This window comes from Massilia sp. CT11-108 (genome assembly GCF_047302915.1).
In the GTDB taxonomy this organism is placed as follows: Bacteria; Pseudomonadota; Gammaproteobacteria; order Burkholderiales; family Burkholderiaceae_D; genus Telluria; species Telluria orientalis.
In genome coordinates this window covers 1-11,920 of the sequence record NZ_JBKYMO010000156.1, presented here as the reverse complement: position 1 = coordinate 11,920, position 11,920 = coordinate 1, and the positions used below count along the sequence as shown (strand labels likewise).

Sequence of the window (11,920 nt, the reverse complement as noted above, 5' to 3'; positions counted from 1 at the left end):
GTCGCCGGGTCGTGCGCGCGCCACCAGGCTTCCGTGCGCGCATCCTGGGCGCGCTGCGCCGCCGCGGGATCCGTGCCGTATTGCGTCACGAGGTCGATGCCCGTCTTGTAGTCGCCGAAGGTGCGCAGCGACTCGGCCCCGATCCAGCCCTGGATCGTCGTACCGCCCCAGCTGGCCTGGATGAAGCCGACCGGCACCTTGTAGTCCGCCTGCAGCGAACGGGCCATGTAGTAGCAGACGGCGGAGGCGTCGCCGATGGTGTCCGCGTTCATCGGCGTCCACGCGGCCGGCGCGAGGAGGTCGTCCTGCGGCGCCAGCGCGCTGTTGCGCGGCACGTTCAGGTAGCGGATGCGGTCGTTCTGCGCGGTATAGGTGGCGCCGATCGCGTTCGTCGACGCGCGCTGGAGGAATTCCATGTTCGACTGGCCCGAGCACAGGTAGACGTCGCCGAGCAGGATGTCGGCGCGGCTGACCGTCTGCCCGTCCGAGGTCGCGGTCAGCGCGTACGGCCCGCCCGCCGATTGCGGCGGCAGCTGCACCTTCCACTTGCCCTGCGCGTCGGCGCTGGCGCTCGCCGTCTGGCCGCCCAGGGCCACGGTCACCTTGCCGCCCGCGCCGGCCGTGCCCCACACGGCAATGGGCTGGTCGCGCTGCAGCACGGCGTGGTCGGAAAAGATGCGGGCGAGGCCGAGGTCGGCCGCCTGGGCCGGCAGGCAGGCGGCGAGTGCGAGTAAGAGGAAGGTCTGCTTCATGATGTGTCGTTGTCGATGAAAAAAAACCGCCGCGGCCGGTGCCGCGGCGGTCGATACTGCTCAGTTAGTATAGATCACGCCACGTCCGTTGCCGCTGAAGTAGATGCGCCCGTACGTGCTCCAGTCCCCCGCGATCACGCCGATGCCTGCGTACTGGTGGGCGTCGTCGTTGAAGCGCGCCCACGTTGCGCCGCCGTCGTCGGAATGCCAGATGCCCCACACGCCGCCCCGCGTGCCCACCACGTAGACCGCGGCCGAGTACGACGCGCCTGACTGCGCCTTGCCCAGCGCGATCCTGGTGGCGCCTTGCAGCGCCCCCGTCGAGCCGCTGGCGGCGACCGTCGCGAAGCCGGAGAGCTTGGTCCAGCTCGCGCCCAAATTGGTCGAGTGGTACACGGCGTTGCCGTCGGCCACCCAGAGGTCGCCCGAAGCGTTGGGATTGCCCACCATCGTCGTGAGCCCGAAGTCATTGGGGGCGAAGTTCGCCGCGACCGAACCCTGGACCAGCGCGAACGAATGGCCGCCGTCGGTCGACTGGTAGACCTTGCCCGTCGTGCCGTTCCACGACGCGCCGCCCCCGTCGAAGGCGTACACCTTGTTCGGACTCTGGCGGTCGACGACCAGGCGATAGGCGTTGTTCAGGCCGCCGTTGGGCGCGGGCAGGCCGCTGACCTGGGTCCAGTTCGCACCACTGTTCGAGGTCCAGGACGGGATCGAGTTGGCGGGCGCCCAGACGATGTTGTTGCGCGACGTCGTCACGATGCTCACCGTGTCGGCGAAGTTGGTGGAGGCGCCGGCGGGGAGCGACGCGAAGTTCGACCACGTGTTGCCGCTGTCGCCGGACCAGGCGCCGTAGGCGACCGGCGATCCGCCGGAGATGATGCCGGCGGCGACGATGTAGTTCGGATCGGACCACAGCACGTCGGCGGCGTCGCCATTGCCCCATGCGCTGTTGGGCGCCCTCGTCGGCGTCGTCGCGAGGTCGGTCTGGACCCAGTTGCCGATATCGCCCGCGCTGTTGACGAACTTGTACGACGCGCCGGCCGGCGGCGTGACGAGCGCCAGGGTCGCGGTTTCCTCGAGGTTGTTGACCGGAGCGTCCCAGCTCGGGTTGGTGGCCGACGCGTTCCAGGTTTCCCAGACGCCGCCGCCGTGGATGTGCAGGATGTGATCCTTGTTGGTCGGATCGATCTCGATGTCGTCCACCCAGCCCCTGTACCCGCCGCCCCAATGCGTCATGCCGTCCGCGATTTCGCGCCAGCTGCCGGGGGCGCCGCCATTGTCGGACAGCTGGACGACCGGCTGGCCGGCGCTCCATGTACCGGTCACGGCCAGTGCGATGCGGGCCGTCGAGCCGGTGCCGTAGACCGACACGCCGCCGTAGCCGCCCTGCGTGGTCGTGGCGAGCTGGGTCCAGGACTCGTTGAAGCTTACGCCGCCGAACCGGTAGAGGTAGCCGGGACCGCCGGCGCCCTGCCCGGCGTTCTGGTTGAACACCACGTAGTAGTTGCCGTCGCTGGTGCGCACCATGTGCGGGACGTAGTAGCCGGACACGCTGGACGGCACCGGCACCGGCGTCCACGAGGCGCCGCCGTTGACGGACTTGTACATGGTCGAGGTCAGGCCCGCCTTCTGCACGTAGTCCGGCGCGATGGCGGCGTACATGATCCACGTCGTCGCGCCGCCGCCCACGTTCGAGTTGTCGAACATGATCTGCTCCACGCCCACCGGAGAACTGCCCAGCCCCTGGATCTCGCTGGCCGACAGCACCTTGCTCGACAACCCGGTCTGGGTCCAGGTCTGGCCCGAGTTCGTGCTCTTCCACAGGCCGGCCGTGCGCGAGGCGTAGAACAGCGTCGACGGGTTGGTGGGGTCGGCCTTCAGGCGTTCGCCGATGGCGCGCGCATTCTCGTTGCCGCCCACCGGGAACGGCAGGTCGTAATGCGTCCAGCTGGCACCGCGGTCGCCCGAGACATAGATGCGGCCATTGATCGGGGTGCCTTGCCAGTCGTGCGACGTGATGCCCGTGACCAGGTACACCTTGTTGTCGTTGGTCGGATCGACGGCAATGCTTTCGACGCCGTGGTAGGCACCGTCGCCCCCGCCGAAGCCGATGCCGTCGGTGATGGGCGTCCACGAGCCGCCCCCGTTCCAGCGGTAGGCGCCGCCGACGTCGGTGCGGGCGTACATGACGTTGTAGCTGGTCGGATGGTAGACGAGGCCGGTGACGTAGCCGCCGCCGCCCCACTTCGCGCTCGTGTAGCTCGTGGCCGAGCCGACGGTGGCCGCGACGACGGGGGCTTGCGCCGTGGCCGACGGGCCGGCGGTGCGGTCGCCGCCGCTGCAGCCTGCGACGAGCGCCGCAACCGCGGCCGAGATGATGAACAGGTGCTTCCGATGCATGAGATCTCCTCTATTGGATTGGCTGAGAACGTAGCTCCGCCGTCCTGGCTGCGCCCGCATGCGTGTGCCGGCACTCGTTATGGTGACAACAATCCCGTTCTCTTGGACATCCCCGACCGGAATACATTAATGTGCTGAATCGTTTTTATTAACAAACATTAAAGAGTTTAACGCCCGTATTTTTCAACTGTCAACACAACTCACGGTTACAGGGGACGTAACAGGAAATGAACGACAAAACCGCTGCAAATCGTTCCCGTTCTGCAGCGGTCCTGGGTTGCCTCAAGGTCGTATTGCTCAGTTGCTGTAGATGAGGCCGCGGGCGGCGCCGTTGGCGTAGAGTCGGCCGTAGGTGTTCCAGTCGCCCGCCATCACGCCGGAGTCGCCGAACTGGTGGTTGTCGTCGTTGAAGCGGGCCCAGGTGGCGCCGCCGTCGTCGGAGTGGAAGATGCCCCACTGGCCGTTCAGCGTGCCTTCCACGTAGATCGCGGCCGAGTACGGCGCGCCGGCCAGTGCCTTGCCCAACGCGACCTTGGTGGCGCCCTTCGTGCCGTTGGCGGACGCGAACGCGCCGACCTGCACCCAGTTCCAGCCCGAATTCACCGAGTGGTACAGGGCATTTCCGTCGGTCACCCAGATGTCGCCCTCGGCGTTCGGGTTGACGACCATCGCCGTGTCGCCCCAGGCGTTCGGCGCCATGGCCTGCGCACCCCACATCCCGCTCAGCCCGAAGTTATGGCCGCCATCGTACGAGATGTAGACCTTGCCCGGCTCATTGCTCCACGGCGCACCGCCGGAATCGAACGCATAGACCTTGCTCGGATTCACGCGGTCCGCGACCACGCGATAGGCGCGCTGGAAGCCGTTCCAGACGGCGTTGAACGCCGGCAGGTTGGTCGCCGTCCAGCTTGCGCCGCTGTTCGTGCTGTACGACGGCACCGAATCGGGCGGTGCCCAGACGAGGTTGTTGCGCGACGTGACCGCGATGCTCTGCACGTGGCTCTGGCTGGCCGCGGCGCCGGTCGGCAGGGACGCGAACTGGTTCCAGCTGCTGCCGGCGTCGCCCGACCAGAACGCCTTGACGGTGTGGCCGTTCCTGTTGTCGACGCCGGAGGCGGCGATGTAGGTCGGGTCGGACCACGCCAGGTCGGCCGCGTTACCGCTGCTCCACCAGTTCATGGGGCCGCGCGTCGGCCGCGTCGCGAGGTCCGTCTGCGCCCAGGTGCCGATGTCGCCCGCACTGTTGATGAACTTGTAAGGCGCGCCGGCCGGCGCCGTGACGAGGGACAGCGTCACCGTCTCCTCGAGGTTGGCGACCTTGGGACTCCAGGTGGGCGTGGCGGACGAGGCATTCGTCGTTTCGCAGATGCCGCCGCCGTGGATGTGCATGACGTGGTCGCGGTTGGCGGGGTCGATCGTGACACCCTCGACCCAGCCTGCGCACTCGTCCGCGGCGCTGCCGGTATGCGGCATGTTGGCTTCGGCTTCGTGCCAGGCGAGGCCGTCGTTGTCGGACAACTGGATCAATTGGTTCGAGTCGGCCCAGCCGGTCACGCCCAGCGCGATGCGGGTCGTCGGGCCGGTGCCGGACACGGACAGGCCGGCGAAGCCGACGTTGGCGTCGAACTTGAGCTGGTTCCAGGTGCCGTTGTTGCTGGCGCCGAATTTGTAGAGATAGCTCGGACCGCCGGCGCCCTGGGCCTGGGCGCCCGCGGCCGTATTGGGGTGCGCACGGAACGCCATGTAGAAATTGCCGTCGGCCGAACGCACGACGTGGGGAATATCGTAACCGGCCACGTTGGACGGGACCGCAACGGGCGCCCACGTGGCGCCGCCGTTGGTGGACTTGTACAGGGTCGAGGTCAGGCCCGCCGCCTGCGCGTAGTCGGAGGCGACGGTGGCCCAGACGATCTGGGTCGGCGACGCGTTCTGGCTCTGCACGAACGGGGTATCGTAGATGATCTGCCCGACGCCGTACAGGTTCGGCCCCAGGAGCACCGTCTTGCTCGAAAAGCCCGTGACCTGGTTCCAGGTATGGCCCGAGTCCGTGCTCTTCCAGATGCCGGACTTGCGCGAGCCGTACATCAGCGTCGTCGGATTCTGCGGATCGACCGCCAGGCGTTCGCCATAGGCGCGGGCGTCGTCGTTGCCGCCGATCGCGAACGGCAGGTCGTAGTGCGTCCACGTGTTGCCGCGGTCGCTGGAGATGTAGATGCGGCCGGGCGTGTCGTTACCCACGCTGTCGCCGGTCATCATGTAGACGAGCTGGTCGTTGTTCGGATCGAGGGCCAGGCTTTCGACGCCGTGGTACCGGCCTTCGCCGCCACCCCAGCCGATGCCGTCGGTAATGGGGATCCACGTCGAGGTGGCAGCATCCCAGCGGTAGGCGCCGCCCACGTCGGTGCGGGCGTACAGCAGGCTCGCATTGCGCGGGTGGTAGACCAGGCCGGTGACGTAGCCGCCGCCGCCCCACTTCACGCTCGTCCAGCTGGTGGCCGAGCCGACGGTCGCGGCGAGGACCGGGGCCGCCGTGCCCGTCGCGCCGGGGGTCGTGCTGCCGCCGCTGCAGCCGGCGAGGAGTGCTGCGAGCAAGGCCGGGATGATGATGTTCGGTTTCCGTGTCATGATGTCTCCAGAGTTATTAGGCGGAACATTAACGCTGCGCGCATATTAATTAATGAATCTTAACGCAGTCTAATACTCACACTTTTCCACTGTCAACAAAAATGGCTGTGTTCGCGCTAGTTATGTGAACTGTAATTCGTTGCAGAGGTCATACGCATCGTCGAGTTAACTCATGAGGAGTGGCGATGCGCGGCCTGACGTTCGACGAATTGTTCGCCATGTTGCTGGCGGTGCAGTTGTCGCCAGACGACCTGGCACGGCTACGGGAATGGATCGGAGGCATCGCGGATCCGGCCGAGTGCATCGCCCTGATCGAGCAGGCGGCGGCGGGCCGGCCGTGTCCGCACTGCGGCTGCGCCCGCAAGCACCGCTGCGGCCAGGCAAGCGGACTGCAGCGCTTCCGTTGCCTCAAGTGTGGGCACAGCCATAACGCATTGACCGGTACGCCGCTGGCGCGGCTGCGCAAGAAGGAGTTATGGCTGCCGTATCTGCAATGCGTGCTCGAATCGCGCACGGTGCGCGATGCCGCGCAAGTCGTCGGGGTGCATCGCACCACCAGCTTCCGATGGCGCCACCGGTTCGTACCCGGTGCGATGCGCGACCGGCCGGCGACATTGTCGGCCATCGTCGAGGCCGACGAAACCTACCGGCTCGAATCGCAGAAGGGGGCACGGAATCTCGCGCGGCCGCCGCGAAAGCGGGGTGGCGTGGCCAAGCGGCGGGGTATCAATCGAGAACACGATTGCCTGCTCATCGCGCGCGACCGCAGTGGCCGTACGCTCGATTTTCATACGGGGCGCGGCCTGGTGACCGTGGCGCAATTGCGTGAGTGCCTCAAACCCGTGCTGCCGGACGACGTCCTCTTGATCACTGACGGCGCCATCGTCTATCGGCATTTCGCGGAGCAGGCCGGCATCACGCATGAAGCGGTGAACGTGAAAGCGGGCATCCGGGCGCGCGGCGCGATCCATGTGCAGAACGTGAACAGCTGGCACAGCCGCTTCAAGACTTGGCTGGTGCGGTTCCGCGGCGTGGCGAGCCGCTACCTGATCCACTACTCGGGATGGCAGCGCGTGCTGGACGATCGTCGGCTCACGAAGCCGGCTCATCTGCTGTTCGCTGCGGTCCAGCTCGGCTAGGCGAGCGGGTTACCGAATTACCGCGAACACAGCCTAAAAAAAGGCGGCCGAAGCCGCCTGAAACATCTGCCGTCAGCAGAAGAGAGATACCTGGTTCGCGTCAGAACGAATAACGCATCTGCGCCGTGTAGCGCGGACCGGTCACGTATGCGCCGCGGACCTTGAAGCCGACGCCCTGCTGCATCAACTGCTTGTACATGGCGTTGTTCAGGTTCTGCGCTTCGAGGCCGAACGACAGGTTCTCGGTGATCTTGTAGAAGATCGACGCATCCACCTGGCCGTAGGCATCCGACCACGTCGGCAGCGCGTACTGCACGTTGTGCTGGCCGAACGTCGGGCTGTCCGGGTTGGTGTCGGTGCCGTCGCCGCCGTTCGTGCCGTTGGCGTTGATGGCCTGCAGCGACTTCGAACGCCAGCTGTACGCCACGCGGGCCGAGATCGGACCACGGTCGAACAGCAGCGCCAGGTTGTACGAGTTCTTCGACAGGCCGTTGAGCGGCAGGTTGCCGAAGGTCTTGCCGTCCACGTCGCAACCGTTCAGGTTCAGGTTCAGGTTGTCCGCGCCGCTGCCGCCCGAGCAGTACGCCTGGTACACCGGGTGGTACAGGTCCTGGCTGCTCTTCACGTACGTGTAGTTCGCCTGCACGCCGAAGCCCGCGAGCCAGCCCGGCAGCATGTCGAAGTACTGCTGGTACGCCAGTTCGATGCCCTTCGCCGTGCCGTTCGCGCCGTTCACAGGACCCGTCGTCACGAAGTCATGCATCGTGCCGTTCACGTCCGGCAGCGAGAAGTTGTAGCTCTGGTTGATGATGACGTCGCTGAGCTTCTTGTGGAACAGCGCGGCCGTGAACGAACCCGTCGGCGCGAAATACCACTCGGCCGTGATGTCGGCCTGCTTGGCCATCGTCGGACGCAGCATCGGATTGCCGCTGCCGGTACCGGTGAGGCTGACGTTGCTGACGTTGACGACGTTGGTCGCGGTGTTGGTGCTCGTGGTGGTCGCTTCCGACAGGTTCGTATAGGCCTGCAGTTGCGAGAAGTCCGGACGCGACATCGCCTTGCCGTACGCGAAGCGGAATTGCAGCTTGTCCGATGCCTTCATGCGCAGGTTCAGCGTCGGCAGCACGTTGCTGTACGAATTGTCGAAGTCCTCCTTCTGCTGGAAGTTCGGGATGTTCGGGATCGGCACGCCGGTCACCGTGGCGCCGGCCGGGATGTTCGGGGCCGTGAAGCTGAACACCGTGTAGCCGTGGGCGACCATGTTCGTCTTCACGTAGCGCACGCCGATGTTGCCGTCGATCGGATACTTCAGGTCGTCGAAGCCGAAACGCAGCTGCGTGTACAGGGCCTTGCTGCGCTCCTTCTGGTCGTTGGTGCCCGACGGATCGGTGCCGAACGTCGCCGGTTTCCAGGCGCCGCAGCTGTCCAGCGTGCCGCCGCTACGCTCGGCGCACAGCACGTTGTAGTACTGGTGCAGCTGCGAATACGTGCCCGGATAGCCGTCGGCCAGCGACGTGTTCGGGAACACGACGGCCGGCACCGACGCCTTGCCGTTGAAGAAGTTCGGGAACGTGTTCAGGTGCGTGCCGGCGGAGAAGCGCGGATCGCCCAGGTAGGCCAAATGGGTCAGCGGCTGCCACGAACCGACCGGGCCCACCTGCCACGGCTGGGTGATCGCCGCCCAGTTATAGCCCGGCACGGAGTTGATCGTCGTCGCATCGCGGTCGGTCAGGCGCACGCCCACGCGCAGGTCGCGCAGCACGGGGTTGTCGAACTCGTACTTGACGTCGGTCTTCCAGGCCTTCTCGTTGGCGACGCTCGCGTCCTGGTGCTCCATCGTGAAGCCCCAGTAGTAATTGTTCGGATTGGCCATGTACGCCTTCGTGGCGTCGTCGAACGTCAGGCGCGCCGGCGTCGTGCTCATGTCCATGCCCATCTGCGGGATCTGCAGGCCGGTGGCGACCGTCGAGTCGAAACTGCCGGTGGTGGCGCGCACCTTCTGCAGGTCGGTCGTCACGGTCCACTGGCTGTTCAGGCGCCAGCGCAGGTTCCACGAAATGTCGGTCGTGGCCGACTTGCGCGTGGAGGTGCGGGTGTCGTCGTTGAAGTTGACGCCGCCGTCGGTCGGATCGGTGAGCACGCCGCTGATCATGGCGCCCTTCGGATCGAACTTGCCGTTCGCGACCTGCAGGTTGTACGGGCTGGACTGGCCGAAGATCGCCTGCTCGTCCCACTTCATCTTGTAGCGCGACTTGAAGTAGGTGAGCGACGACTGGACGTTGCTGTTCGGCTTCCACTGGAACGCGGCATAGGCGCCGTCGCGCTTGCGGTCGAATTCCAGCGAACGGAAGCTGGCGGCGTTCGGCACCCAGACGGTCTGCCCGGGCACGACGTCGGTGCGCGGGTAGTAAGGCGAGACCTGGAAGGCGTCGGTGCGGGTGCCGCTTTGCGACGTGGCCAGGTCGAACAGGGCGCCGAACTCGCCGAAGCGCGTCTTCCAGCGGTCGGAGAACATCATCGAGTACGACGGCTGGGGCTTGCCCTTCTTCAGCGTGGAATACGTATCCTGCGCCGAGACCGACAGCTTGCGGCCCTTGAAGTCGAACGGCATCGCGGTGCGGAGGTTGATCAGGCCGGAGATGCCGCCTTCGATCTGTTCGGCCGACGGGTTCTTGTAGACGTCGATGCCGGCCATCAGCTCGGGCGGCACGTCTTCGAAATTCAGCGAACGGCCACCGTTGGCCGAGAACGAGTCGCGACCGTTCAGCTCGGAACGCACGTAGCTCAGGCCGCGGACCATCACGCCCGAACCTTCGACCGAATAGTGTTCCGGGTCGCCCTTGGCCATGGTGCGGTCGATGGTCACGCCGACCACGCGCTGCAGCACCTCGGTGACCGAACGGTCCGGCAGCTTGCCGATGTCGTCGGCGACGATCGAGTCGACGACCTCGTCGGCGTTCTGCTTGATTTTCTGGGCATTTTCCAGCGAGGCGCGCTGGCCGACCACGATGACCGACGTCGTCCCGCTGTCGGTGGCAGGGGTGGTTTGTGCGTATGCCATGCCGCTGGCGAGCAGCACGACTTGAGACACGCCGACGGCGATAGCCGTTTTCCTGAACTGGTTCACATCATCTCCTTGGTTTGGAATGCGCCGTCGACGCGGCGTGAAACATTATTAACGAATATTCGCGTCAAATTAATGTGGCATTAATTAAGTCTACGCCGCAATGTTTTTGTTAGTCAAATTAAATAGTGACAATGTTCACGGGTGTGGCCGAACAGATACACGCGAAAACTCACACGTCGGGCCGACGCGCGACGGTGCAAGGAGCAACAGGAGGGGAATCAGGGACGGCGGGCGGCCGCGACGAGGCGCTGCATCGTCGCGCGGGCGGTGATGCGGTCGTCGTGCCAGTAGGCGCTGACGGCCTCGCGCATGGCATCCTCGACCGCGGGCGGCAGGGTCATGGAGATGCTGGGGACGAGCGTGCCGCCACGGGAGGCGGCCTCGAAGGCGGCGGCCGACTGCTTCGCGCAGCGGTCGAATTTCGTGAGGTCGACGCCCTGGCGCACCGGAATCGACCCTTTGACGAGGTTGAATGCCTCCTGCACGCCGGGCGCCAGCAGGTCGGCGGCGAAGTCCTGCTGGGCGCGGGTCTTGGCGGGGCTGTTAACCTTGAACAGGGCGAACGAGTCGACCGTATAGGCATAGGCCTTGGCCGTTCCGGGCGCGGGCACGCAGGCAAACTCCAGGCTGCCGCTGCGCTGCGCCGTCTGGAAGATGGGCTTGGCCCAGTCGCCCATGAACTGCATGCCCGCCTCGCCGTTCGCCAGCCGCGACGCCGCCACGTTCCAGTTGCGCCCCATCGCGGCGATGTCGGTGTACGGCTTGATGCGGCGGAACGTCTGCAACGCCTGTTCCATGACCGGGCCGGCCAGTGCGCCGGGGTCCCGCGCCACGAACGCCTTGCGGTAGAACTCGGGGCCGCCGACGCCCAGCACGACGTTTTCGAACAGGAGGAAGTCCTGCCAGGGCTGGCCGCCATGCGTGACGGCGATATACCCGGCCCGCTTCATGGCGTCGGCCGCGGCGAAGAAGTCGTCCCACGTGACCGGCACCTGGGCATGGGCGCGCTTCAGGATGCGCGTGTTAATCCACAGCCAGTTGATGCGGTGGATATTGGCCGGCACGGCGACGTAGCTGCCCTTGTACTTCATGGCGTCGCTGACGACGCGCGGCAGCACCGCGTCCCACTGGCCCGCGCGTGCCGTGGCATCCAGGTTGGCGAGGGCGCCTTCGCGCGCCCATTGCTGGATGACCGGCGCCTTCACCTGGGCCGCGGCCGGCGGATTGCCCGACTGGACGCGCGAGCGCAGCAGGAAGAGCGGAAAGCCGTTCGCGTCGGCCGTCACGGCAAAGTCCTTCCACGTATGTCCCTGGCGCTGCAAGGTCGATTTCAGCACGTTCACGGCGCGTGCGTCGTCGCCCACGTCCCAGAAGTGGAGCACCTCGAGTTCGCCCGCGTGCACGGCAGTGGCGCACCAGGCGGTAACGAGCGCAATTGCCGTGGCGAAGACTTTCATGGCGTGCATCTTAGCCCGAAACGGTCGCCGATGGTAACGCCGTCACAAATCCGTTAATATTAAGAAATGCAACTTTTACTCGCCGAAGACGACCCCATCCTCGCAAACGGATTGACCGCGCAACTGAATGCCGCGGGCTTCACCGTCGAGCACGCACCGAACGGTCCGGTGGCGGAATACCTGCTCACCCGGCAGACCTTCGATATCGCCATCATCGACCTCGGCCTGCCCATGGTCGACGGCCTGACGGTATTGAAGAACCTGCGCGCGACCCGGCCCGACCTGCCGGTGCTCGTCCTGACGGCCCTCGACCGGCTCGACAGCCGCGTGGCGGGCCTGAACGCCGGCGCCGACGACTACATGACGAAACCGTTCGAGTTCCCGGAACTGGAAGCGCGCCTGCGGGCGATCCTGCGG

At 66.0% G+C, this 11,920-nt stretch carries 7 protein-coding genes; 2 read left to right on the top strand and 5 right to left on the bottom strand.

The window, feature by feature from the left end; translation table 11 throughout:
- The 3 genes from ACEN88_RS14430 to ACEN88_RS14420 all read right to left on the bottom strand — a co-directional run.
- On the bottom strand, window positions 1-752 hold a 752-nt coding region (locus tag ACEN88_RS14430; RefSeq protein WP_413340596.1), incomplete at its 3' end, for a sialate O-acetylesterase.
- A 60-nt stretch (window positions 753-812) separates the two neighbouring features.
- A complete protein-coding gene (locus ACEN88_RS14425; protein WP_413340594.1) occupies window positions 813-3,155 on the bottom strand; it encodes a dockerin in 2,343 nt (780 codons plus the stop codon).
- A 297-nt stretch (window positions 3,156-3,452) separates the two neighbouring features.
- Window positions 3,453-5,780 carry a dockerin gene (locus ACEN88_RS14420; protein ID WP_413340593.1) on the bottom strand — a complete coding sequence of 776 codons (2,328 nt, stop codon included), beginning with the start codon at window positions 5,778-5,780 and terminating at the stop codon, window positions 3,453-3,455.
- A 194-nt stretch (window positions 5,781-5,974) separates the two neighbouring features.
- Between ACEN88_RS14420 and ACEN88_RS14415 the strand changes: the two genes are divergently transcribed.
- Complete coding sequence (locus ACEN88_RS14415; RefSeq protein ID WP_413340598.1) at window positions 5,975-6,919, top strand: IS1595 family transposase; 945 nt, start codon at window positions 5,975-5,977, stop codon at window positions 6,917-6,919.
- A gap of 100 nt (window positions 6,920-7,019) precedes the next feature.
- On the opposite strand, the gene ACEN88_RS14410 is transcribed toward ACEN88_RS14415, so the two are convergent.
- Complete coding sequence (locus tag ACEN88_RS14410) at window positions 7,020-10,046, bottom strand: TonB-dependent receptor (protein WP_413340591.1); 3,027 nt, start codon at window positions 10,044-10,046, stop codon at window positions 7,020-7,022.
- A gap of 218 nt (window positions 10,047-10,264) precedes the next feature.
- On the bottom strand, window positions 10,265-11,503 hold the full coding sequence (locus tag ACEN88_RS14405; RefSeq protein WP_413340589.1) for an ABC transporter substrate-binding protein: 1,239 nt from the start codon (window positions 11,501-11,503) through the stop codon (window positions 10,265-10,267).
- Window positions 11,504-11,569: 66 nt separating this feature from the next.
- On the opposite strand from ACEN88_RS14405, the gene ACEN88_RS14400 reads away from it, so the two are divergent.
- Window positions 11,570-11,920: response regulator (locus tag ACEN88_RS14400; protein WP_413340587.1), on the top strand; the 351-nt coding region annotated here is incomplete at its 3' end.

Bases quoted from the DNA above. Each gene is read 5' to 3' on its own strand.
- ACEN88_RS14425 (WP_413340594.1), bottom strand. From the start codon at position 3,155: ATGCATCGGAAGCACCTGTTCATCATCTCGGCCGCGGTTGCGGCGCTC.
- ACEN88_RS14420 (WP_413340593.1), bottom strand. From the start codon at position 5,780: ATGACACGGAAACCGAACATCATCATCCCGGCCTTGCTCGCAGCACTC.
- ACEN88_RS14405 (WP_413340589.1), bottom strand. From the start codon at position 11,503: ATGAAAGTCTTCGCCACGGCAATTGCGCTCGTTACCGCCTGGTGCGCC.